Source organism: Frankia sp. BMG5.23, assembly GCF_000685765.2.
In the GTDB taxonomy this organism is placed as follows: Bacteria; Actinomycetota; Actinomycetes; order Frankiales; family Frankiaceae; genus Frankia; species Frankia casuarinae.
Genome location: NZ_JDWE01000001.1, coordinates 55,419 through 79,192, shown reverse-complemented (window position 1 = coordinate 79,192; position 23,774 = coordinate 55,419). Strand labels below are relative to the sequence as shown.

Here is a 23,774-nt window from a genome sequence, read left to right as displayed (position 1 = left end):
CACCTTCCGGTAAGGTGACATCGCGCGTGGGGGTGCCGTGTGGCCCGGGGGGGCTCACAACACCGATGCAGCCGGAGGCGCAGTGCGGGTTCATCGAGCCCTATGCCCGCGGTCCGTGGCGAGTCCGCGTTCGCCCAGGGGCACCATCAACATGACCGTTCCGATCACGGCCGGTCGCGCCGGGCAACCCCGCGGCTCGGTCGGCGTCGTCGTCCGGACCGCTCCCGGAGGTCGCCGTGGGTAATCATTCGGCCGGTCGGCATTCACGCCAGCGCCAGGGAGCCGCCAGGCAGGCCACCGGCCGCCATTCGGCCGCGGCGCCGACGACCTCCACCGCGGCGGCCGCGTCGTTCCCACCGCCGACCCCGCCACGGCCCCCGGTCGCCCCACCCGGCGAGCTCGACACGATTACCGGCCCGCTGTCGGTGAGCACCTCCGCCCGCCGGGCCCGGGAGGCCACGGCCAGCCGGGTCGGCGATGCCGCCCAGCGTCGCCGGCCGCTGGACACGCTGTCCCGGACCGGCCGGCCACGGTTCGCCACGACAGCCACGACAGCCGCCGCCGGGGTGCAAGCCGGCGGCACCCTCGGCACCCTCTACAATCCCTTCCACGTTCCCGGGCCCGCCTCCCCCGCCGCGAGCCACCGGCCCGCCGACGTCCATCCGACGAACCCGTCCGCCGGGAGCCCCGGCCGGATGCCCGGCGCGCACCGGGCACCAGCCGATCGGCGAAGCAGCGGGCGGGTGCGGCTCGCCGCGGCGGGAACCGTCTCGCTCGCCGGGCTGTCCGCGCTGGTCGCCGGCGTAGCCCTGGGCGGCGATCCGACGGGCGCCACGACCGGCCCGAACGCCGGCGAGGCGCCTCGGGTCCAGTACACGGGCGGGACCGCCTTCGGTTCCTCCCAGACGCAGGCCTCCCGCGACCGTCCGCAGGCCGCCTTGCCCACTCCGTCCCAGGCGCTGCTGGCGCCGAGCACGAGCCAGTCCGGCCTGGGCGCCCACCCCGGTAGTCCGTCCGGGCGGTCAGGTTCCTCCCACGCCACCGGCGAGGCCTATCTGGGCCCCGGCACCTCGCCGATCCCGATCGTGCCACTGACGCCGCGGGACGAGCTCAGCTCACCCAGCACGAGCCCCACCGACCTGCGTACCATCGCGCCCAGTCCGACGGAGAGCGCCGGCGCGGCCACGACATCGCCGTCGCCGACCGACTCGTGGCCGTGGGGCGACCCGACCCCCTCAACGAGCCCGACGCCGACTTCGGCCGGTGGCTCCCTGCCGTTCCATCCAACGCCGATCGACGTCACTCCGCTGCTCGAGACATTCTTCGATACGCAGACCGGTGCCACGAAGGGCCACGCCGACCCAGCCAGAACCACATACACCTGTACGCAGTCCGCGAGCACCGCCACGGCGGCGGTCGCGTCGGGACACTGACCCAGGACGACCTGGCGACCTCGCGACCTGGCCGGATCTCACCAGATGCGGCCAGGTCGCCGGATTTCCGGGCGCTCCCCACACCACGCTCAGCCGGTGCGGTCAACCACGAAGTCCGCGAGGGACTCCAAGGCGGTCTTCGCCGGGTTGTCCGGCAACGACGCGAGGCATTCCCGCGCCCGGCTCGACCAGGAGATAAGTTCCGCCCGGGCCCGGGCCATGCCCACGTGGCCGCGTAGCAGATCGAGAGCCTCGCCCACCCGGTCCTCCGTGTTCCCGTCGCCGGGGGCGAATCCGGTGGTGATGAGCTCCCGGAGCCGTCCCGCCGCCCGGTCGTCGGCCTGCAGCGCGTAGAGCACCGGCAGGGTCGGGATTCCCTCCCGCAGATCCGTGCCGGGCGTCTTGCCGGAGTCCACCGGGTCCGAGGCAACGTCGATGATGTCGTCGGACAGCTGGAAAGCCACCCCGAAAAGCTCCCCGAAGGTCGCGAGGGTATCGACGGTGATCGGGTCCGCGCCCGCCAGCATGGCACCGAGCCGACCCGAGGTCGCGATCAGCGAGGCGGTCTTGTCCGTGATGACCCGCAGATAGTGCTCGACCGGGTCCTGCCCGGGCGCCGGGCCCACGGTCTCCCGGATCTGCCCCTCGCACAGGGTCGCGATCGTCCGGGCGAGGATGCGGGTCGCCTCCGGGCCGAGGTCCGCCGTGATGTCGGAAGCGCGGGCGAACAGGTAGTCCCCGGTGAGGATGGCGACCGTGTTCGTCCACCGCGTGTTCGCGGAGGCCGCTCCCCGCCGCCGCGGCGCCTCGTCCATCACGTCGTCGTGGTAGAGCGTCGACAGATGGGTGAGTTCGATCGCCACCGCCGCCGGCACCACGCCGACGGCCTCGGGATCGGCGAACTGCGCCGCCAGCAGCACGACGATCGGACGGAAACGTTTCCCCCCCGCGTCGACAAGATGGCGGGAGGTCTCGGTCACGAAGGCGGATTCGCTGCGCACCGACTCGCGCAGCAGATCCTCCACCCGGGCGAGACCCACCCGCACGGCCTTTTCCAGATCAGGATCGGTCCTGATCCCCACGACGTCCAGCCCGATAGCGCTCATACCACCGTCAGCGTACGAAGCCGGACGTCGCGGCGGTCGTCGCGAGGTCCAGGAGTGGCTGTGGCGCTACTCCCAGTACAAGAGTAGCCACGGTACCGATGGCGACCGCGGCGAAGGTCAGCGTCGGGCGGGTCACCACCACCGGTCCCTCGGCAAGCGGCTCGGAGAAGAACATCAGCACGATGACCCGCACGTAGAAGAAGGCGGCGATGGCGCTGCACACCAGTGCAACGACTACCAGCGGGGTGGCGTCCCCGGCGATCGCGGCCTGGAACACCGCGAACTTCCCGGTGAACCCGCTCGTCAGCGGGATCCCCGCGAGCGCGAGCAGCAGGAACGAGAACGTCCCGGCCAGCAGGGGCGAGGTCCTGCCGAGCCCCCGCCACTGGGACAGGTCGCCGGCCTCGCCGTCGCCGGTACGGACCAGGGAGACCACGGCGAAGGCGGCGATCGTCGTGAAGCCGTAGGTCACCAGGTAGAACATCGAGCCGCGCAGGCCGTCGGTGTTGGTGCCGGCGAGGCCCACCAGCAGGAACCCGGCGTGCGCGATCGCCGAGTAGGCCAGCATACGCTTGATGTCACGCTGGGTCAGGGCGAGCACCGCGCCGACCACCATGGTGAGGATGGCGATCGTCCACAGGATTGGTCGCCAGTCCCAGCGCAGCCCTCCGAAGGCGACGTAGAAGACCCGCAACAGGGCACCGAACGCGGCGACCTTCGTCCCCGCCGCCATGAACGCGGTAACCGGCGTCGGCGAGCCCTGGTAGACGTCCGGCGTCCAGGAGTGGAACGGCACGGCGCCGATCTTGAAGAACAGCCCCACCGCCAGCAGCGCGAGCGACAGATAGAGGTAGGTGTCGTTCGCACCGGCGTTGCTGACCGCGTCCGCGACCGCCCCGAGCTCCACGCTGCCGGCAAATCCGTAGGCGAACGCGACGCCGTAGAGGAAGAAGGCCGAGGAGAACGCCCCGAGCAGGAAGTACTTCATCGCCGCTTCCTGCGACAGCAGCCGACGGCGCCGGGCGAGCCCGGCCAGCAGGTACAGCGGCAACGAGAGGATCTCCAGCGCCACGAACATCACTAGCAGGTTGTTCGAGGCGACGAAGAGCATCATCCCGGTGACCGAGAAGACCATCAGCGGATACGCCTCGGTCTGCACGTCTGCCGAGGTCTGCTGCGCCGTCGATCCCTTCGAGCCCGGGGTGATCGCGGCCGAGGCCACAATAGCCCCGCCGGACGAGTCAAGCTGGCGTTCGGCCACCAGCAGCACCGACAGCAGGGCGAAGACCAGGATCGTGCCCTGCATGAACAAGGTCGGCGCGTCGATCGCCAGCGCACCGGAGGCGAGGATGGCCTGCCGGCCGTGCAGCACCGCCACGGCCACGAGCGCGGCGACGAAGCCCGCACCCGCCAGGATCGGTTGGAAGGTCCGCCGGGCCCGCTTCGTGGCGAAGGCGTCGACGAGCACCCCGACGAGCGCGACCCCGAACACGATCAGGATCGGGCTGAGCGAGGAGTACTCGATCGACGGCGGTGTGATCATCGGGTTCGATCCCTGCGCCAGGAGAAGGTCGGGTGTGGCGCTCACGAGTGGCCTCCGGACTCCGCGGCCACCGAGTGCGTCGGAGCCGGGTCAGACTTGCCGATATCGGCGTAGGTCGCCGTCACCGTCGGCGTGATGATGTCGAGCAGCGGCTTGGGGTAGACCCCGAGCGCGACGATGAGCGCGACCATCGGGGCGACGACGAGCTTCTCGCGCAGGCTGAGGTCGACCAGGACCTTGTTCTCCTCGTGCACCACCGGTCCGGTCATCGTCCGCTGGTAGAGGTACAGGATGTAGATCGCGGCCAGCACGATGCCGGTGGTCGCGACGATCGCCAGCGGCCTGTTCCGGGTGAACGTCCCCACCAGCACCAGGAACTCGCTGACGAAGCTGTTCGTTCCAGGCAACGCCAACGACGACAGTCCGGCGACGAGGAACACCCCGGCAAGCACCGGCGTCACCCTGGCCAGGCCGCCGTAAGCACCGACGTCACGAGTGCCGCGGCGCGCCACCAGGAAGCCCACGACCATGAAAAGCAGGCCGGTGGACAGGCCGTGGTTGACCATGTAAAGCACCGCGCCGCTGCCCGCCTGGGAGGTGAAGGCGAAGGTGCCCAGCGCGATGAAGCCGAAGTGGGCCAGCGAGGTGTAGGCGACCAGCCGTTTCATGTCCCGCTGCCCGATGGCGAGCAGGGCGCCGTAGAAGATGCCGATCACCGCCAGACCAAGCACCAGCGGGGCGAAGTAGTCGGCCGCGTCGGGAAACAGCGGGATGCAGTACCGGATCAGTCCGAACGTGCCCACCTTGTCCAGCACCCCGACCAGCAGCACCGCGCCGCCGGTGGGCGACTGCGCGCCGGCGTCGGGCAGCCAGGTGTGGAACGGGAACAGGGGGGCCTTGATGGCGAACGCCAGGAAGAAACCGAGGAACAGCAGCTTCTGCACCCCGGGGGTGATGTCCATCTGCCGCAGGGTGGCGAAGTCGAAGGTTCCGCTGCCGAGGTTGTCGGCGGAGACGACGTACAGTCCGATCACGGCAGCGAGCATCAGCAGGCCGCCAAAGAGGCTGTAGAGCAGGAACTTGACCGCCGCGTAGGAGCGCTGGGCCTGCTCCCGGACCGGGCCGTAGCTCCCGATGAGAAAGTACATCGGGATGAGCATCGCCTCGAAGAAGACGTAGAACAGGAAGACGTCGGTAGCGGCGAACACGCCGATCATCCCGGCCTCCAGCGCCAGCAGCAGCGCGAAGAACGCCGGGACCGACCGCCTGCTCCGCGTCCCGGCGCCGTCCACCCCGGCGCCGTCCACCCCGGCGCCGTCCACCCCGGCGCCGTCCACCCCGGCGCCGTCCACCCCGACGGCGGCCGCGCCGGTCGGATCCGTCGCACCGGTCGTCCCGCCATCCGCGCCTGCCTCGTCCCAGGACGCCAGGACCACGACCGGCACCAGCAGCGCGGCAAGCAGGATCAGCACCAGCGAGATGCCGTCGGCCCCCACCGAGTAGGAGATGCCGAAGGTTTTGATCCAGTCGTAGGACTGGGCGAACTGGAAGCCGGCCTTGTCCGGGTTGTAGGCCGCGGTCGCAAGGACCGCGAGCACCAGAACCGCCAGCGAGAGCCCGAGGGTGAGCTGCTTGGCGAGGGTCGACAGCCGGCGGGGCAGAGCGGCGACGACCACCGCACCCGCGGCCGGGACGATCAACATGATCGTCAACCAGGGGACTGTGTGCATGTCAGCCCGCCCTCACCAGCAGCAGCGCGCCGACCACGAGGACGGCACCTCCCAACATCGACAGAGCGTAGGACCGGACGAAGCCGGTCTGGAGGCGGCGCATCCGCCCCGACAGGCCGCCGATGGCGGCGGCGCTGCCCCGCACGAGCCCGTCAACGCCGACGAGGTCCAGCCAGACCAGGAAACGGGTCAGGTACTGGCCGGGCCGCATCGCGACGGTCTCGTTGAAGGTGTTCGCGAACAGGTCGTGACGGGCGGCGACGGTGGCCAGGGTGACCTCGGAGTCCGGCGGGGCCGTCGCCTCGACCGGGCGCAGCTGGTAGCGCACATAGGCCCCGGCAAAGCCGCCGGCGGTGACCACCAGCGTGAGCAGGGTGAGGACGAGCGGCGAGAAGGTGTGGACACCCTCGACCCCCGCCCCGGCGACCGGTTCGAGCCAGTCCTGCAGCGAATGGCCGAGGACGAACAGGCCACCGGCGAGGAGCGAGCCGACGGCCAGCAGGATCATCGGACCGGTCATCGACCCCGGGGACTCGTGCGGATGCCGAGCGTGCTCGCCCTCCGTCGTCCAGCGCGGCCTGCCGTGGAAGGTCATCAGAAACAGGCGGGACATGTAGAAGGCGGTGATGCCCGCGCCCAGCAGCGCGATCGAGCCGAGCAGGTATCCCGACGTCCCGCCCTTGTCGAAGGCGGTCTCGATGATCCGGTCCTTGGTGAAGAAGCCGGAGAACCCGGGGAACCCGATGATCGCCAGGTAGCCGACACCAAAGGTCACCCAGGTGATCTTCATATACCGCCAGAGCCCGCCGTAGTGACGCAGGTCCTGGTCGTCATTCATCGCGTGGATCACCGAGCCGGATCCGAGGAACAGACCGGCCTTGAAGAAGCCGTGGGCGAGCAGGTGCATGATGCCGATCGCGTAGCCGGCCGGTCCCAGCCCCACCGCGAGGAACATGTACCCGATCTGGCTGACTGTCGAGTAGGCCAGCACCTTCTTGATGTCATCGTAGGCACAGCCGATGACGCAGCCGATCAGGATCGTGACCGCCCCGATGATCACCACGACGGTACGGGCGGCCTGCGTCTCGTTGAAGATCGGCCCGGCCCGCACGATGAGATAGACCCCGGCGGTGACCATGGTCGCCGCGTGGATGAGCGCGGAGATCGGGGTCGGGCCCTCCATGGCGTCCGGCAGCCAGGCCTGCAACGGGAACTGGCCGGACTTGCCGCACGCAGCGAGCAGGAGCAGCAGCGCGATCGCGGTGATCGTGCCGTAACCGATGACGCCCGCGGCGGCCGAGCCGAACACGTCGGCGTAGCTCGTCGACCCGACGGTGGCGAACATGAACATGATCGCGAGCGCCAGCCCGACGTCCCCGACCCGGTTCATGTAGAAGGCCTTGTTCGCCGCGGTGGCGGCGGCCGGCTTGTACTCCCAGAACTTGATGAGCAGGAAGGACGACAGCCCGACCAGCTCCCAGCCGGCATAGAGCGACAGGAAGTTGTCGCCCAGGACGAGCAGCAGCATCGACGCCAGGAAGAGGTTCATGTAGGCGAAGAACTTCCGCCGGGCCGGGTCGTGCGCCATGTAGCCGATCGAGTAGATGTGGATCAGTGTCCCGACCCCGGTGATCAGCAGCACGAAGACGACCGAGAGCTGGTCGACCAGCAGACCGACGTCCACCCGGAAACCGTTGACCGGAATCCAGGAGTACAGCTGCTGGGACAGCGCCCGGTCGTCACCGGGGCGGTCGAGCAGGCCGGCGAACAGCACCAGACCGATCACGAAGCTGGCGGCGGAGGTCAGTGTGCCGAGCAGATGCCCGAACCCGTCGGTCCGCCGACCGCCGAGCAACAGCACCGCGGCTCCGGCCAATGGAAGCGCGATGAGCAGCCAGGTCAGCGAGAAGACCCCCGACGCGGCCGCATAATGGATCTTGCTGCCGCCATGTTCGGCGGCAGCGAGCAGAAGCGGGTCAGCGTTCATCGCGACTCCGCCGCGGATGCCATTGGCGATAATGCGTCACTGCAGTGTCGTCCGTTCTTCCGTGGCCGACGGCCGGTCGCAGCCGCGTTCCGGCGGCGGGAGCGGACCGGAGAGTCCACCCGACCCGGTCCGCGGTGGGAGTGCTGGTCAAGATCTGGTGCTCGCGCTCGTACTCGTGCTTGGCTGGGATCTAGTACTTCAGCAGGTTCACGTCATCCACCGACGCCGAGCGACGGGTTCGGAAGATGCTGAGGATGATGGCCAGGCCGATGACGACCTCGGCCGCGGCGACGACCATGACGAAGAAGGCCATGATCTGCCCGTCGAGGGTCCCGTGAATGCGGGAGAACGTGACCAGGGTCAGGTTCACGGCGTTGAGCATGAGCTCCACCGACATGAACACGACGATCGCGTTGCGCCGGACGAGGACCCCGACCGTGCCGATGGTGAACAGTAGCGCGGAGAGGATCAGATAGTTCGCGGGGTTCATCGACCGTCCCCCTTACCGGCGCCGACGGGCGCCGAGCCGTCCGCGTCCCGGGAGATGCCGCCGCCCGGCTCGTCGGGCGTCCCGGGGACGCCCCCGATGCCCGAGGCGCGCCCGCCGCCCGGCAACAGCCCTAGCGTGTCGGCGGAGTCATGCCGGGCGAAGACGCCCGGCCCGGGCAACGGGGTGACCTGACGGCCCTCGGTGAAGCGCCGCCGCATCCACTCCCGCTGGCTGATCCGGCCGCCTTCACGTTCCCGGTGGCCGAGGACCATCGTGCCGATCGCGGCGACGACGAGCAGCGCCGAGATCGCCTCGAAGACGAAGACGTAGTCGGTGAACAGCAGACGGCCGATCGCCTGGACGTTGCCGCCGGTGTTCGCCTCGGACAGGCCCTTGGCGCTCCCGCCGTCGATCGCCGAACCGATCGGGAAGGCCAGCAGGCCCGCGAAGCCGAGGCCGAAGACGATCGCGCCGAGGCGCTGACCACGGATGGTCTCCACCAACGAGTCGGACGAGTCGACCCCGACGAGCATCAGCACGAACAGGAACAACACCATGATCGCGCCCGCGTAGACGATGATCTGCACAAACCCGAGGAACGGTGCCTCCTGAATCAGGTAGAACACCGCGACGCAGAACAGGTTGGCCACCAGCAGCAACGCCGAGTGCACGGCGCTGCGGACCATCACCATGCCGAGTGCGGCCAGCACCGCGACCGGCGAGAGAATCCAGAAGGTCGCGGCCTCACCGGTGGAGGTGCTGGTGATGTCCCCCGCCGCGGCGAGGATCTCGTGGTTCATCGTGGTCGCTCCGAACCGGCGCCGTGGGCGGGAACCTCATCCGCCCGGGAGTGCTCGCCCGCCGTCCGCCGGGCAATGACGTCTGCTGCCTCCAGCTCCGCGGCCTGCCCCGCGACCTGCTCTTGCCCCGAGGCCTGCCAGGGCAGCGGGGCGTCGGGGTCGCGAGTGTAGTAGTCGGTCTCGCTGGAGCCGAGCCGCATCGGATGCGGCGGCGCCTCCATACCCTCGCGCAGCGGAGCGAGCAGCTGTTCCTTGGTGAAGATCAGATCCTGTCGGCTGTCGTCGGCGAGCTCGTAGTCGTTGGACATCGTCAGCGCCCGGGTGGGGCAGGCCTCGATGCACAGCCCGCACAGGATGCACCGCAGGTAGTTGATCTGGTAAACGCGGCCGTACCGCTCGCCCGGGGAGTACCGCTCGGCCTCGGTGTTGTCCGCGCCCTCGACATAGATCGCATCGGCCGGGCACGCCCAGGCGCACAGCTCGCACCCGACACACTTCTCCAGGCCGTCGGGATGCCGGTTGAGCTGGTGACGGCCGTGGAAACGCGGAGCGGTCTCCTTTTTTTCCTCCGGGTACTGCTCGGTCGTCGGCTTCTTGAACATCGTCCCGAAGGTGACGCCGAACCCCTTGTACGGGTCGAGGATCCCCATGACTCAACGCTCCTGACGCGGACCGGGGTCCGCGGGGATGACAGTGGACGACCCATTGGCCGAGGCACCGGCGGACACCGCCGGACGACCCCGTCCAGCGGCCTGCGGTGGGGGGGGCCACGGGATGCGGTCGAGGCTCGGCGCCTCGGCCAGCTTGCGCTGCTCGGCCTCCTCCAGCTCCCGTTGGTGCCTCGCGCCGCCGGGATCGATGAGCGCGACGATCAGCAGGATGCCGACGACCACGCCAAACCCGACGAGCCAGGGCGTGCGGTCGTCCACGTGCTTCTGGTAGACGCGGAAGGTCGCGACGGCCAGCACCCAGACCAGACCGACCGGGATGAGCACCTTCCAGCCGAAGCTCATGAACTGGTCGTACCGCAGCCGCGGCAGCGTCCCGCGCAGCCAGATGAAGAAGAACAGGAACGCCAGCAGCTTGAGGACGAACCAGATCAGCGGAACCCAGCCGGAGTTCAGACCGGACAGGCCGGGGATGGGCGGAGGCTGCCAGCCCCCGAGGAACAAGGTCGTCGCGATCGCCGAGACGGTGACCATGTTGATGTACTCGGCCAGGAAGAAGAACGCGAACTTGATGGAGCTGTACTCGGTGTGGAACCCGCCGACCAGTTCGCCCTCGGCCTCGGGGAGGTCGAAGGGGGTCCGGTTCGTCTCGCCGACCATCGAGATGCAGTACAGGACGAACGACGGCACCAGCACGATGTACCAGCGACCCGACTGGCCCGCCACGATGCCGGAGGTCGACAGCGTGCCGGCGTAGATGAACACCGCGACGAACGCGAGCCCCATCGCGACCTCGTAGGAGATGATCTGCGCGGCCGAACGCAGCGAGCCGAGCAGCGGGTAGGTGGACCCGCTCGACCAGCCCGACAGAATGAGCCCGTAGACGCCGAGGGAGGCGGCTGCCAGCAGGTAGAGCACGCTCACCGGCAGGTCCGCCAGTTGCAGCGTGGTCCGCTCCCCGAAGATCGAGACCTCCGGGCCGAAGGGGATCACCGCGAAGGCGAGGAACGCCGGCACCGCGGAGACGATCGGCGCCAGGATGAAGATCGGCTTGTCGGCGAGTACCGGGATGAGGTCTTCCTTGAGCATCAGCTTGGCGCCGTCGGCGAGGCTCTGCAGCCAGCCCCTCGGGCCGTGGCGGTTCGGGCCGACCCGCTGCTGCATCTTCGCGACGACCTTGCGCTCGAACACGATCGCGAACAGCGTCATCAGCAGCAGGAAGGCGAACACCGCCACGGCCTTGAGCAGGATCAGCCAGAACGGGTCGTCGGCGAACGCGTGCAGGTCCGGATCCGCGGCCGCGGCCCAGACGAGCGTGGACGGGGTGGCGCTCATGCGCGGCCTCCGGGAGTGTCGTCCCCGGCGGGGGTGCCGTCCTCGGCAGGGGGATCGTCCTCGGCGGGGCCCACCCGGACGAGGACCCCGGCGTCCCCGGCGAGCGCCCGGCGCACGTGCGAGCCCGGCGAGTGGGTCGGCACCCAGACCACCCGGTCGGGCATCGCCGTGACCTCGACGGGCAGGGTGATCGAGCCACGGGAGGCCGTGATGGTCACCCGTCTCCCGGCCACGGCGCCGATCTCGGCGGCGGTCGCGGCGGACAGGCGGGCCACCGCCGGGCGCGCGGTGCCCGCCAGGTAGGGCTCGTCGGCCTGCAGAGCGCCGTCGTCGACGAGCTGGTGCCAGGTCGCGAGCACCGCCTCACCCACCCCCGCGACGGGCGGCTCGGCGATCGGCTCCGACGGTGCGGGCACCCGGCTCACGCCGTCGCCGGCCCGACCCAGGGCGCGCAGCTCGCGGGCGGCCGCGCCGGCGTCGGGCAGGCCGAGGTCGAGGCCCATCTCGGCGGCAAGCAGGTGCAACACCCGGACGTCTGGCAGGGCCGGGGTGTCCAGGGCCCGCTGGAACGGTCGCAGCCGGCCCTCCCAGTCGACGAACGAGCCGGCCTTCTCCGCCACCGGGGCGATGGGCAGAACCACGTCCGCGACCTCGGCGATCGACGACCGGCGCAGCTCGATCGAGACGCAGAACGGCATCCGGGCGAGCGTCGCGAGCGCACTCGCCGGATTCGGCAGGTCCTCCGCGTCAACGCCGGCGACGATCATCCCGTCGAGCCGCCCGGCCGCGGCGGCAGCCAGCATGCCGTCGGTGTCGCGGCCGGGCGCGCCGGGCAGCGGACCCCCCCAGACCTCCTCGACCTCGGCGCGCCCGGCGGCATCCGTGACCGGGCGACCGCCGGGCAGCAGCGAGGGAAGCAGTCCGGCCGAGACCGCGCCGCGGTCACCGGCCCGCCGCGGAACCCAGGCGAGCGAGGCACCCGTCGCCTCGGCCAGCCGGACGGCCGCGGACAGGGCCCCGGGGAACTCCGCGGCCCGCTCGCCCACCAGGATCACCGCCCCCGGCGCCCGCAGGGCCCGCGTGGTCGGTGCTTCCGGCCCGCCCCGGTCGGGGGCGGCGAGCGCGTCGAGGACGGCCGCCTCCTCGCCCGGCCGCGTCGGCACGAGGGTGCCGGCGAGCTTGGTCAGCCCCCGGCTCGCCAGGGGGGCGAGCGCGTGCACGGCCGCGGCGTGCTTGTCCACGGCCTTACGCAGCCGCAGGAAGACGATGGGCGACTCCTCCTCCGGTTCGAAGGCCACCAGGAGCACGGCCGGGGCGGCCTCGAGATCGGCGTAGGTGACGCCGATGCCGGTACCGGCGACGGCATACCCGAGGAACTGCTCCTCCTCGGCGGAGTGCGGCCGGGCCCGGAAGTCCACGTCGTTGCTGGCCAGCGCCACCCGGGTGAACTTCGCGTAGGCGTAGGCGTCCTCGCGGGTCAGCCGCCCGCCGGTGAGCACCCCGACCCCGCGCCGGTCCCGGCACTCGGCCAGCCCCCGCGCGGCGTACTTGAGCGCCTCGCTCCAGGAGACCGGGACGAGCTGCCCGGTGTCGTCGTCGCGGATCAGCGGGGTGGTGAGCCGATCGGCCGCGCGCGCGTAGGTGAAGGCGAACCGGCCCTTGTCGCAGTTCCACTCCTCGTTCACCGCCGGGTCGTCGCCGGCGAGGCGACGGGTCACCCTGCCCCGGCGGTGGTCGGTGCGCAGGGAGCAGCCCGACGCGCAGTGCTCGCACGCCGTGGGCGTGGAGACCAGGTCGAAGGGCCGGGCCCGGAAGCGGTAGGCGGCGCTGGTCAACGCCCCCACTGGGCAGATCTGCACGGTATTGCCGGAGAAGTAGGAGGAGAACGGCTGCCCGTCGCTCACCGCGACCTGCTCGGCGGCGCCCCGCTCGAACAGCTCGATGAACGGGTCCCCGGCGATCTGGGCGGAGAACCGGGTGCAGCGGGCACACAGCACGCAGCGCTCCCGGTCCAGCAGGATCTCGGTGGAGATCGCCAGCGGCTTCGGGTACACCCGCTTGGTCTCCTTGAACCGGGAGACCGCGCCGCCGTTCGCCATCGACTGGTTCTGCAGCGGGCACTCGCCGCCCTTGTCGCAGATCGGGCAGTCGAGCGGATGGTTGAGGAGCAGGAACTCAAGCGTGCCGGCCTGGGCCTTGCGGGCGACCGGCGAGGTCAGCTGGGTCTTCACGACCATGTCGGCGGCCACCGTCGTGGTGCAGGAGGCGACCGGCTTGCGCTGGCCCTCCACCTCGACGATGCACTGCCGGCAGGCTCCGACGGGGTCGAGGAGCGGATGGTCGCAGAACCGCGGGATCTCGATGCCGAGCAGCTCGGCCGCGCGGATGATGAGGGTGCCCTTGGGCACGCTCACCGACAGCCCGTCGATGGTGAGGGTGATGAGGTCGGGTGCGGCCGGCTGGGCCGGCTCGGAGGCGCGAGGCCTGGATGGGGCGACGGTCATGATGGTCAGTGCGCTCCCGCGTAGGCACCCGGGGCGGACGCGGGCGAGCCGTCGCCGGCCGTGGCGTCTCCCGGGGTGGGGTTCGGCTTCGTGGTCACCGCACTCACCGGGATGAACTCGTCCCGGAAGTACTTGATCCCCGAGACGATCGGGGAGGTGGCCCCGTCGGCCAGCGCGCAGAATGCCCGGCCGAAGATGTTGTCGCAGGCGTCGACGAGGGTGTCCACGTCCTCGGCGTCGCCTTGGCCCCGTTCCATCCGGGACAGGATCTGCACCATCCAGGTGGTGCCCTCGCGGCACGGAGTGCACTTGCCGCACGACTCGTGCGCGTAGAACTGGGTGAGCCGGCGGACGACCTTGAGCATGTCGACCGTGTCATCCATGATCATGAGTGCGGCCGTGCCAAGCAGCGACCCGGCCTCCTGCATGCCCTCGAAGTCGAGCGGCGCGTCGAGGTGCTCGGCGGTCAGCATCGGAGTGGACGACCCGCCCGGGGTCCACGCCTTGAGCCCGTGACCGCCCCGCACGCCGCCGGCCAAGTCGAGCAGCTCCCGCAGCGTGGTGCCCATCGGGGCCTCGTACTGGCCGGGCCGGGTCACGTGCCCGGACAGGCTGTAGATCTTCGGCCCCGGCGAGCGCTCCCGGCCCATTGACCGGAACCAGTCCACGCCGTAGTTCACGATGTACGGCACCGACGCGATCGTCTCGACGTTGTTGACCACCGTCGGGGAGGCGTACAGGCCGTGCGTCGCGGGGAACGGCGGGCGCAGCCGCGGCTGGCCGCGACGGCCCTCCAGGGAGTCGAGCAGGGCTGTCTCCTCGCCGCAGATGTAGGCGCCCGCGCCGGAGTGCACGACGAGGTCGAGGTCGAAGCCGCTGCCGAGGATGTCCCGGCCGAGGTAGCCGGCCCGGTAGGCCTCGGCCACGGCGGCCTGCAGCCGACGGGCCGCGTGGATCAGTTCGCCGCGCAGGTAGACGAACGCCCGGCCGGCCCGCACCGCGTAGGCCGCGATGATGATCCCCTCGATGAGCGAGTGCGGGTCCGCCATCATCAGCGGCGCGTCCTTGCAGGTGCCCGGCTCCCCCTCGTCGGCGTTGATGACGAGGTAGTGCGGCCTGCCGTCGCCCTGCGGGATGAAGCCCCACTTCATCCCGGTGGGGAAGCCGGCGCCGCCGCGCCCCCGCAGCCCGGAGTCCTTCACCAGCTTGATGAGGTCGTCCGGGGCCATCGCGAAGGCGGTGCGCAGCGCGGTGTAGCCGTCGAGGCGGGTGTAGGTCTCGATCGTCCACGACTCCGGCGTGTTCCAGCGCCGGGTGAGGACCGGGGTGACGGGCATTGTCAGCTCCCCTTCCGTTCCGAGGAGGCCGGGGTCGTCGGCGCTGGAACCACCGCGGGCGGCGGCCCGGCAGGCGGTGGGGCGGCGGGCCGCGGCGCCGCCGCGTCGGCCACCACGCCGTGGGTGACCAGCGGCGCGGGCGCCTGCTCGGCGCTCCAGCCGGCCGCCTCGGCCACGAGGAGACCCACGACCGACGGCTCGCCGACCCCCGGGCCCGCGACGCCCTCCGGTCTCGGATCGCCGAACCCGGCGAGCTGGCGGGAGACCTCGGCGAACGAGCACAGCGGACCGCCGCGGGTCGGCGCCGGCCGCCGCCCCGCTCGCAGGTCCTCGACGATCGCCTGGGCGGAGTCGGGGTCGACCTGGTCGTAGAACTCGTAGTTCACCGTCATGACCGGTGCGTAGTCGCAGGCCGCGAGGCACTCGGCGTGCTCGAGGGTGATCGACCCGTCCGGCGTCGTCTCGTCATGGCCGACCCCGAGGAGCTTCGAGACCCGCTCGTAGACGTCCTCGCCACCGAGCAGCGCGCACGACAGGTTCGTGCAGACCGAGACGAGGTAGTCCCCGACCGGATGCCGCTTGTACATCGTGTAGAAGGTCGCCACCGCGCCGACCTCGGCCCGGGTGATGCCCAGCACGTCCGCGCAGAACGCGACGCCCTGCGCGGTCACGCATCCCTGCTCGGCCTGTACCAGGTGCAGCAGCGGGAGCAGGGCCGAACGGGATCGGCCGGCTGGGTACCTGGCGATGATCTCCTGCGCGGCCGCATGGGTCTCCGGCGAGAACGCCATCAACGATCAACTCCCCCGAGCACCGGGTCGACTGAGGCGACCCCGACGATCACGTCCGCCACCTGGCCGCCCTCGGTCAGCGCCGGGACGGCCTGCAGGTTGACGAAGCTTGGATCCCGCACGTGGACGCGGAAGGGTCTCGTGCCGCCGTCGCTGACCACGTGGTAGCCGAGCTCTCCGCGCGGCGACTCGATCTGGGTGTAGACCTGACCGGCCGGGACGCGGAATCCCTCGGTCACCAGCTTGAAGTGATGGATCAGGGCCTCCATCGAGGTCCCCATGATCTTCCGGATGTACGCGAGTGAGTTGCCCGTCCCGTCGGACCCGACAGAAAGCTGGGACGGCCAGGCGATCTTCTTGTCGGCGACCATGACCGGGCCGGGACGCAGCCGGTCCAGACACTGATCAACGATCTTGAGTGACTCGCCCATCTCCTCCAGCCGCACCAGGTAGCGGGCGAAGGAGTCGCCCTCCAGCGCGGTCGGCACGTCGAACTCGTAGGTTTCGTAGCCGCAGTAGGGCATGGTCTTGCGCAGGTCCCACGGCAGGCCCGCGGCGCGCAACACCGGGCCCGTGGTCCCCAGCGCGATGCAGCCGGCCGCGTCGAGAACGTTGACGTCGACCATCCGGGCCTTCCAGACTGGCTGGCCGGTGAGCAGCGCGTGATACTCCCTGATCCGCTTCGGCATGTCCGCGAGGAACGCCCGGATGGCCCGCTCGGCGCCGTCGGGGAGATCCTGGGCGAGGCCCCCGGGCCGGATGTAGGCGTGGTTCATCCGCAGCCCGGTGATGAGCTCGAGCAGGTCGAGGACCTTCTCCCGCTCCCGGAAACCGAAGATCATGGCGGTGGTGGCGCCGAGCTCCATGCCGCCGGTCGCGAGCCACACCAGGTGCGAGGCGATCCGCTGGAGCTCCATCACCATCACCCGGATCACCGTGGCCCGCTCGGGTACCTGCTCGGTGATGCCCAGCAGCCTCTCCACCGACAGGCAGTAGGCCGCCTCGTTGAACAGCGGCGAGAGGTAGTCCGCCCGGGTGAGGAAGGTGACCGCCTGAGTCCAGGTGCGGTACTCACAGCTCTTCTCGATGCCGGTGTGCAGGTAGCCGATGACGAGGCGGGTCTCGGTGACCGTCTCGCCCTCGATCTCCAGGACCAGGCGGAGCACCCCGTGGGTCGACGGGTGCTGCGGCCCCATGTTGACGACGATCCGCTCGTTCTCCTCCTCGCCGACGCCGAGGATCTGCTCCCAGTCGCTGCCGGTGACGGTGTAGACCCGCCCGTTCGCCGACTCGGTGAAGCCGGCCTCGTAGGCCGGATGCTCCCCGAGTCCGCCGACGGTCCCGGTCGGGCCCCCGACGCCGTTCGCGCCGTCGGGGGCCCCGGTGCCGTTGGGAGCCCCGGTGGTCAGATCGTCCGTGGTGGAGGAAGTCGACGTGTTGGTCGTCATAGCGAACCTCGGATGTCGCCTCGTGGGATGTCGCCTCGTGGGATATCGCCTTGGCGGTGCCGCCGGCCGGCCGGGGCCGGACGCGGGGTCACGAGTAGCTCCGGCGCTCGTCTGGCGGCGGGATCGTGACACCCTTGTAGTCGACGGGGATGCCCCCCAGCGGGTAGTCCTTGCGCTGCGGGTGCCCGATCCAGTCGTCCGGCATCATGATCCGGGTCAGGCCCGGATGACCCGTGTAGACGATGCCGAACATGTCGTAGGTCTCGCGCTCGTGCCAGTCCGCGGTGGGCCACACCGAGGTCAGGCTCGGCACGGTGGGATCGGCGTCGGTGACGGACACCTCGACCCGGACCCGGCGACGGTGCGTCATCGAGGTCAGGTGGGCCACCGAGTGCAGGCGACGGCCGGTGACGTCGTCCGGGTAGTCCACGCCGGACAGCGAGGACAGCAGCTCGAACCGCAGGTCGGGGTCGTCGCGCAGGGTTTGCCCGACGGCGACGAGGCTCTCCCGGCGCACGTGGACGGTCAGCTCCCCGCGGTCCACCACCACCCGTTCGACGGCGTCGCCGAGCTGGGGGAAGGCACGTTCGAGCGCGTCGTAGACGGCGTCGGCGTCGGCGTCACCGAACGGGCGGGCGGTGGAGCTCAGGATCGGAACGGGCGTGACGAGCCCGCCGAACCCGGAGGTGTCACCGCTGTCACCGGCGCCGAACGCGTCCCGGCGCTGCCCACCCGGACCGCCGGGCACGCCGGCGGCGCCCGGTATCAGGTCGGCGGAGGCTGTGCTCTCGTCGCTCACTGCCTAGATCCCCCGATCCGGGCCGTCGACATCACCGATGCTCTCGGTGGTTGGACCGGGCCCGTGCGCCCGGGCCTCGTCACTCGGCTTGGGGTCGACCGGTATCCGCTTGGCGCGCCCGAACACCGACGGCGGCGCGAGGGCGGCGGGGCGGCGGGTGTCCAGGGCGGGTTCGACCGCCCCGCCACCCGTCGGCGCCGGCGCCCCGGCCGGGATCGAGAAGCGCTTGCGGTCGTTCACCGAGAGGGTCCGGGTGTCGAACGCGCCCTCCGGCAGACCGGCCCGGGCGGTGGCCACCTCGATGGGTTTCGGATACGGCGAGGAGCCGATCTTCGTGTGCTCGATCCGGCCAGAGATCGGGCCGGCGAGGATCTTCTCGTGCAGCTTGATGATGGCATCCATGAGCATCTCCGGCCGCGGTGGGCAGCCGGGGAGGTACATGTCGACCGGGACGATGTGGTCCACACCCTGCACGATCGCGTAGTTGTTGAACATGCCGCCGCTGCTGGCGCAGACACCCATCGACAGCACCCACTTGGGCTCGGGCATCTGGTCGTAGATCTGCCGCAGCACCGGCGCCATCTTCTGACTCACCCGGCCGGCAACGATCATGAGATCGGCCTGGCGCGGGCTGGCCCGGAAGACCTCCATGCCGAATCGGGACAGGTCGTAGCGGCCGGCTCCCGTCGACATCATCTCGATCGCGCAGCAGGCCAACCCGAAGGTCGCCGGCCACAGCGACGAGCGCCGTGACCAGTTGGCGAGCTTCTCGACGCTGGCGAGAAGCACACCGCCCGGCAGCTTCTCCTCTAGTCCCATTCCAGACCTCCACGCCGCCACTCGTAGGCGTACGCGACGAAAATGGTCGCCATGAACAACGCCATCGCGCCGAGACCGAATACCGCCAGACTGTCGAAGGCGACCGCCCAGGGGAAGAGGAAGATAATCTCGATGTCGAAGACGATGAAGAGCATCGCGGTGTTGTAGTACTTCACCGGGAAACGCTGCGGTCCGGCCGGGGCCGGGGAGGGTTCGATCCCGCACTCGTATGCGTCGATCTTCGCACGGTTGAACCGGCGCGGGCCGATCAGCGCACCGGCCGCGACCGAACCGACCGCGAACAGGGCCGCGATCACGAGCAGAACGAGGATCGGCACATAGTTCGAGAGCATGCCGAACTCCTCTCCTTCGAGAGTTTGTTACCGGACGTTGGGGTGAAACGGCTCGCCGGTGAACGGACCGCAAACGGTCCGGACTCGGTCCGCGGAACCAGTGGCCATTTCGGACACGTCAGGCCGCGGGAGCGAGCCGGGTCATCGCGTTGATCAGCCGGTCCATCGCATCCCCTCCCCGGGGGTCGGTGAGATTTGCCATGATCTTGAGAACGAAACGCATGAGGACCGGTCTCGGCAACCCGTAGCGGGTACCGAACGCCATAATCGTCGGATTGCCGATGAGCTGGACGAAGAACCGGCCCAGGGTGTAATAGCCCCCGTACCGGGCCCGCATGAGTTCCGGGTACTGGCCGAGTGCCCGCTCCCGCGCCGGACCATCCGGGCGGGCGAGGGCCTGCACGGCGATCTCGGCGGCGTACCGACCGGATTCGAGCGCGTAGGCGATGCCCTCGCCGTTGAAGGGATTCACCATCCCGCCCGCGTCACCGACCAGCAGCACGCCGTCGCGGTAATGGGGGGTCCGGTTGAAGCCCATCGGCAGGGCGCTGCCACGCACCGGGCCGATGGCGTTGTCCTCGGTGTATCCCCACTCCGGCGGCAATGCGGCGAGCCAGCGGCGCAACAGGTCCCGGTAGTCGGTGTTCTGGAAGGCGTCCGTGGTGTTCAGCAGGCCGAGGCCCACGTTGCTCGTGCCGTTACCGACCCCGAAGATCCAGCCGTAGCCGGGCAGCAGTCGGCTCTCGCGCGGCCTGCCCTCCCACAGTTCCAGATGGGACTCGAGGAAGTCGTCGTGCGTGCGGGGGCTGCGGTAGTAGCGGCGGACCGCGACCCCGAGCGGCCGGTCCTCCCGGCGGCGGATACCGAGGGCGAGCGCGATGCGGGCGCTGTTACCGTCCGCCGCGACGACCAATGGCGCCCGGAACGTCACAGGTGCCCGGTCAGTGCCGGTCCTGGCGTGCACGCCGACGACCCGTCCGGTGCGCTCGTCGAGCAGCGGACCGGTCACGGCGGTCCCCTCGTGCAGCCGGGCACCAACCTTCACCGCGTGGCGGGCCAGCAGATCGTCGAAGTCAAGCCGCGGACGGACCAGGCCGTAGTCGGGCCAGCTCGCCAGCTCCGGCCAGGGCAACTCCAGGCGGACGCCGCCGCCAATGATGCGAAGCCCCCGGTTACGGGCCCATCCGGCCACGGGCGAGGTGTCGACACCCATGTCCACGAGGCTGCGGACGGCCCGCGGGGTCAGCCCGTCGCCACAGACCTTCTCGCGGGGGAAGGTCGTCTTCTCCAGCAGGAGCACGTCGAGCCCGGCGCTGGCGAGATGGTAGGCGGCCGAGGAGCCACCCGGACCCGCGCCGACCACGATGACGTCGGCGTCGGCCTTCGACCGGCCGGCCGCACCATCAGCCCTTGTCGTCGCCATGGTCACGAATTGCTCCGGATCTGCTAGACCACTCGTCCCGGGGGCGCCCCACCGGGGGCCCTCCACCTGTGTGCTCGTGAAATTCTTCACGAGCGTTCCCGGCGAGTGTAGGCCTTGCACAGGTCAATCGCACCAACCAGGATGCTGCGAAGAACGGACGGGTTGATTTCGTACACCCTATCGTTACCGTGAGCGATAGTTCGCGGCGCCGGACGCCCGCCGCCGGGGCTCGGCCGCCGATCGCCATCGTGAGCGGCGGGTAAAATCTTCGCCCGATCAGCCTGGATCAGGCCAGCTCACCCGCCTGGTGTCGGTCCGCAACACTCGCCCGGAGCGTGAAGCGCAACGGAGAAACCACGAAGCCGGGCCCCACCGCCCGCCGGTGGCCCATATTCGCCCCCGGGGTGGGATCAGCGCCCGTGCGGGGTAGTCCCTCCACAGGTCACCCGAAACGCGGTGGCTCGTCCGCGGTCGCCGCCGGTGTCCCGACGACACGGACGCATCATCACCCGAACGCCGTCACCCGAACACCGTCACCCAAAGCAGCACGGACTGGGAACGAGAGAACGCGATGACCACCGCAGAGACCGTCGTCATCCCCACCCCCGACGGGCCCGCCCCGGCCACGCTCACCGAACCCGATGGTCCCGCACGCGGCGGCGTCGTCGTCCTCCACGAGGCGTTCGGCCTCACCGAGCACATCACCGATGTCTGCTCGAGGTTCGCGCGCGCGGGCTGGCGGGCCATCGCCCCCGACCTGTTCCACCGCGCGGGCTCGCCCGTCTTCGACTACGACGACCTCGCCTCCGCGGTGAAGATCCTCGATGAGCTCAACGGCACCGACCTTCTCGCCGACATCGACGCCGCGCTGGCCATCCTCGCCGAGGAGGGCACCGCCATCGACCGCTGCGCCGTCGTGGGCTTCTGCGTCGGCGGGAGCATCGCCTTCCAGGCTGCGGTGGCCCGGCCGTTCGGCGCCGCGAGCACCTTCTACGGTGGCGGGATCACCATGCGCCGCTTCGGGGAACCCGCCCAGCTGGATCTCGCCGACCGCCTGCAGGCACCGTGGCTCGGCCTGTACGGCGACCAGGATCCGAGCATCCTCGCTTCGGAGGTGGAGGACCTGCGGGCGGCGACACGGAAGGCGTCCGTGCCCGCCGAGATCGTCCGTTACCCACAGGCCGGGCACGGCTTCCACAACGACGCCCGCGCCGGCGCCTACCACGGCCCGTCGGCGAAGGACGCCTGGTCACGCATGCTGACCTGGTTCGACTCGCATGTTCCCGGCTGAGCCCACCCCGCCTGCCGTGGCGCCGGCCGGTCCAGCACCATGACCGGTCCAGCACCATGACCGGTCCAGGACCGTCAGTCCGGGGCGTGACCCCGGTGCAACGCCACCACGCCGCCGGTGAGGTTGCGCCAGCCGACCCGGGACCAGCCCGCCTCCCGCAGCAGGCCAGCCAGCTCCGCCTGGGCGGGCCAGGCCCGGATCGACTCGGCGAGATAGACATACGAGTCCGGGCTGTTGCTCACCGCGCGGGCCACGGCCGGCAAGGCCCGCATCAGGTACTCGACGTAGACCGTCCGCCAGAGCGCCCAGACCGGGCGGCTGAACTCGCACACCACGAGCATCCCGCCCGGACGGGTCACCCGACGCAGCTCGGTGAGGCAGCCGAACGTGTCGGCGACGTTGCGCAGACCGAACGAGATCGTCGTCCGGTCAAAGGTCTCGTCCCGGAACGGCAGCCGCAGCCCGTCCCCGGCGGTCAGCAGGATCCGCCCAGCCTCCCCCGGCAACGGCCGCGACGCCAGCCGACGCTGCCCGGCCCGCAGCATCCCCAGGGAGAAGTCACAGGCCACCACATCGGTCCCGGCGAGAGCGAAGGCTCGTGACGAGGTCGCCGTCCCGGCGGCGAGGTCGAGGACCCGAAGCCCCGGCCGCAGGTCCAGCGCGCCCGCCGCGGCGCGCCGCCAGGTCCGGTCGAGCCCGCCGGTGAGCACGGTGTTGGTCAGGTCGTACCGGTTGGCCACCCCGTCGAACATCGACGCGACGTCCCGCGGACGTTTGTCGAGTCCCGCTCTGCTCACCATGCCCCTTCCCCGCTCACCATGCCCCTTCCCCGCCGCCGAACCGCGCCGAGGCCGCCGCCGAGGCGTCGCGGGCGGCCCTCTCGACGGTGTCCCAGTCGGTGCTCTCGCCGATCCGCCGCAGCCGCGTGCGGGTCGGCTCGTCGCACAGCGCGCCCGCGACCCCGGCGGTGTACAGGTCGCGGGCCCGGGCACCGAGCCCTGCCGCGACCGCGTGCTCCGTCTCCAGATCGGTGCCGAACATAGCGGGATCGTCGGTGGCAAGCGAGCACGCGACCCCGGCCCGCAGCAACGCCGCCAAGGGGTGGTCGTCGAGGGATGCCACCGACCGAGTCCGCAGGTTGGACACCGGGCAGACGTCCAGCACGATCCCCTGATCGACCAGCCGTCGCATCAGCTCGGGGTCCTCGGCGGCCCGGATCCCATGCCGGATCCGCCTGGCTCCCAGCGCGTCGAGCGCGCCCCGTACGGACACCGGGCCCGCCGTCTCCCCCGCGTGCGGGACCGCGGCGAGCCCGCCGTCGGCGGCCAGTGCGAACGCCGGCGCGAACGGCTCGGGGGGATGACCGACCTCCGGTCCGCCGAGCCCAATGCCGACGACACCGCGATCGGCGAACCGCACCGCCCACCGCGCCACCTCCATCGCGGCCTCGACCGGCAGCACCCGCTCGATGTCCGGGGTGAGGCGCACCTCGACGCCATAGCGTTCCCGGGCCTCGATCGCCCCGTCGGCGTAGCCGTGGAAGATCTCCTCGACGCGGACCCCCCGATGGACCCGGAACCAGGGCGAGAAGATGCCCTCCAGGTAGACGGCGCCCGCCCGGGCCGCCTCGGCGGCGTAGTCGACGACCACCTGGCGGAAGTCGGCCTCCGTCCGCATCACGTGGGTGGTGAGGATCCAGGCCTTCAGGAAGTGGTCGAAGTCGCGGAAGCGGTAGAGGTCCGCGAGGCCCTCGACCGTGCGGGCAGGCAGCGCCTCGGAGTTGCGGCGCGCCATCTCCAGCAGGGTGGCGGGACGGACCGTGCCCTCCAGATGGACGTGGAGTTCGATCTTCGGCCCGGTCGGGGACGGGACCGCGAATCCGGAGGGGTCACTCACCCGGTCACTGTATGGTGCGCC

At 70.6% G+C, this 23,774-nt stretch carries 20 protein-coding genes; 2 read left to right on the top strand and 18 right to left on the bottom strand.

The annotated features are described in order from the left end of the window. Positions 1-236 precede the first annotated feature (236 nt). The gene (locus BMG523DRAFT_RS00355; RefSeq protein WP_051623720.1) at positions 237-1,433 is read left to right on the top strand and encodes a hypothetical protein; all 1,197 of its coding nucleotides are present in this window, start codon (positions 237-239) and stop codon (positions 1,431-1,433) included. An 89-nt stretch (positions 1,434-1,522) separates the two neighbouring features. Here BMG523DRAFT_RS00355 and BMG523DRAFT_RS00350 read toward each other — a convergent pair whose 3' ends face one another. The 16 genes from BMG523DRAFT_RS00350 to BMG523DRAFT_RS00275 form a co-directional block, all read right to left on the bottom strand. Further along, positions 1,523-2,539 carry a polyprenyl synthetase family protein gene (locus BMG523DRAFT_RS00350; protein WP_011435012.1) on the bottom strand — a complete coding sequence of 339 codons (1,017 nt, stop codon included), beginning with the start codon at positions 2,537-2,539 and terminating at the stop codon, positions 1,523-1,525. 7 nt (positions 2,540-2,546) lie between these two features. After that, on the bottom strand, positions 2,547-4,082 hold the full coding sequence (gene nuoN, locus BMG523DRAFT_RS00345) for an NADH-quinone oxidoreductase subunit NuoN (RefSeq protein WP_011435011.1): 1,536 nt from the start codon (positions 4,080-4,082) through the stop codon (positions 2,547-2,549). 41 nt (positions 4,083-4,123) lie between these two features. Beyond that, on the bottom strand, positions 4,124-5,812 hold the full coding sequence (locus BMG523DRAFT_RS00340; RefSeq protein WP_043590058.1) for an NADH-quinone oxidoreductase subunit M: 1,689 nt from the start codon (positions 5,810-5,812) through the stop codon (positions 4,124-4,126). Between the two features lies 1 nt (position 5,813). Further along, the gene (gene nuoL, locus BMG523DRAFT_RS00335; RefSeq protein ID WP_011435009.1) at positions 5,814-7,799 is read right to left on the bottom strand and encodes an NADH-quinone oxidoreductase subunit L; all 1,986 of its coding nucleotides are present in this window, start codon (positions 7,797-7,799) and stop codon (positions 5,814-5,816) included. Positions 7,800-7,989: 190 nt separating this feature from the next. Then, on the bottom strand, positions 7,990-8,289 hold the full coding sequence (nuoK, locus tag BMG523DRAFT_RS00330) for an NADH-quinone oxidoreductase subunit NuoK (protein ID WP_011435008.1): 300 nt from the start codon (positions 8,287-8,289) through the stop codon (positions 7,990-7,992). Beyond that, a complete protein-coding gene (locus tag BMG523DRAFT_RS00325; protein ID WP_011435007.1) occupies positions 8,286-9,089 on the bottom strand; it encodes an NADH-quinone oxidoreductase subunit J in 804 nt (267 codons plus the stop codon). The genes nuoK and BMG523DRAFT_RS00325 overlap by 4 nt, the downstream gene beginning before the upstream one ends. After that, positions 9,086-9,739, bottom strand: coding sequence for an NADH-quinone oxidoreductase subunit NuoI (gene nuoI / locus BMG523DRAFT_RS00320; RefSeq protein WP_011435006.1), 654 nt, complete (start codon positions 9,737-9,739; stop codon positions 9,086-9,088). Before nuoI ends, BMG523DRAFT_RS00325 begins: the two co-directional genes overlap by 4 nt. A gap of 3 nt (positions 9,740-9,742) precedes the next feature. Then, positions 9,743-11,092 carry an NADH-quinone oxidoreductase subunit NuoH gene (gene nuoH / locus BMG523DRAFT_RS00315; RefSeq protein WP_011435005.1) on the bottom strand — a complete coding sequence of 450 codons (1,350 nt, stop codon included), beginning with the start codon at positions 11,090-11,092 and terminating at the stop codon, positions 9,743-9,745. Then, a complete protein-coding gene (locus tag BMG523DRAFT_RS00310; RefSeq protein ID WP_023839798.1) occupies positions 11,089-13,596 on the bottom strand; it encodes an NADH-quinone oxidoreductase subunit G in 2,508 nt (835 codons plus the stop codon). Before BMG523DRAFT_RS00310 ends, nuoH begins: the two co-directional genes overlap by 4 nt. Positions 13,597-13,601: 5 nt before the next feature. After that, positions 13,602-14,933: an NADH-quinone oxidoreductase subunit NuoF gene (gene nuoF, locus BMG523DRAFT_RS00305; RefSeq protein WP_011435003.1), complete on the bottom strand. Its 1,332-nt coding sequence runs from the start codon at positions 14,931-14,933 to the stop codon at positions 13,602-13,604. Between the two features lie 2 nt (positions 14,934-14,935). Next, a complete protein-coding gene (nuoE, locus tag BMG523DRAFT_RS00300) occupies positions 14,936-15,724 on the bottom strand; it encodes an NADH-quinone oxidoreductase subunit NuoE (RefSeq protein ID WP_011435002.1) in 789 nt (262 codons plus the stop codon). Continuing rightward, on the bottom strand, positions 15,724-17,172 hold the full coding sequence (locus BMG523DRAFT_RS00295; protein ID WP_043590057.1) for an NADH-quinone oxidoreductase subunit D: 1,449 nt from the start codon (positions 17,170-17,172) through the stop codon (positions 15,724-15,726). The genes nuoE and BMG523DRAFT_RS00295 overlap by 1 nt, the downstream gene beginning before the upstream one ends. Positions 17,173-17,260: 88 nt before the next feature. Beyond that, entirely contained in the window at positions 17,261-17,971 is a 711-nt protein-coding gene (locus tag BMG523DRAFT_RS00290) for an NADH-quinone oxidoreductase subunit C (protein ID WP_043590055.1), read from the bottom strand. Between the two features lie 3 nt (positions 17,972-17,974). Next, positions 17,975-18,790: an NADH-quinone oxidoreductase subunit B family protein gene (locus tag BMG523DRAFT_RS27140; protein WP_011434999.1), complete on the bottom strand. Its 816-nt coding sequence runs from the start codon at positions 18,788-18,790 to the stop codon at positions 17,975-17,977. Further along, positions 18,781-19,143 carry an NADH-quinone oxidoreductase subunit A gene (locus tag BMG523DRAFT_RS00280; protein WP_011434998.1) on the bottom strand — a complete coding sequence of 121 codons (363 nt, stop codon included), beginning with the start codon at positions 19,141-19,143 and terminating at the stop codon, positions 18,781-18,783. Before BMG523DRAFT_RS00280 ends, BMG523DRAFT_RS27140 begins: the two co-directional genes overlap by 10 nt. A 118-nt stretch (positions 19,144-19,261) precedes the next feature. Continuing rightward, a complete protein-coding gene (locus BMG523DRAFT_RS00275; RefSeq protein ID WP_011434997.1) occupies positions 19,262-20,566 on the bottom strand; it encodes a geranylgeranyl reductase family protein in 1,305 nt (434 codons plus the stop codon). 571 nt (positions 20,567-21,137) lie between these two features. Between BMG523DRAFT_RS00275 and BMG523DRAFT_RS00270 the strand changes: the two genes are divergently transcribed. Next, a complete protein-coding gene (locus BMG523DRAFT_RS00270; RefSeq protein ID WP_011434996.1) occupies positions 21,138-21,857 on the top strand; it encodes a dienelactone hydrolase family protein in 720 nt (239 codons plus the stop codon). A gap of 74 nt (positions 21,858-21,931) precedes the next feature. On the opposite strand, the gene BMG523DRAFT_RS00265 is transcribed toward BMG523DRAFT_RS00270, so the two are convergent. Both BMG523DRAFT_RS00265 and add read right to left on the bottom strand, forming a co-directional pair. After that, on the bottom strand, positions 21,932-22,654 hold the full coding sequence (locus BMG523DRAFT_RS00265) for a demethylmenaquinone methyltransferase (RefSeq protein ID WP_035940880.1): 723 nt from the start codon (positions 22,652-22,654) through the stop codon (positions 21,932-21,934). A 16-nt stretch (positions 22,655-22,670) separates the two neighbouring features. Then, positions 22,671-23,753 (bottom strand): adenosine deaminase, encoded by a 1,083-nt coding sequence (gene add, locus BMG523DRAFT_RS00260; RefSeq protein ID WP_011434994.1) that lies wholly within the window; start codon positions 23,751-23,753, stop codon positions 22,671-22,673. Positions 23,754-23,774 lie beyond the last annotated feature (21 nt).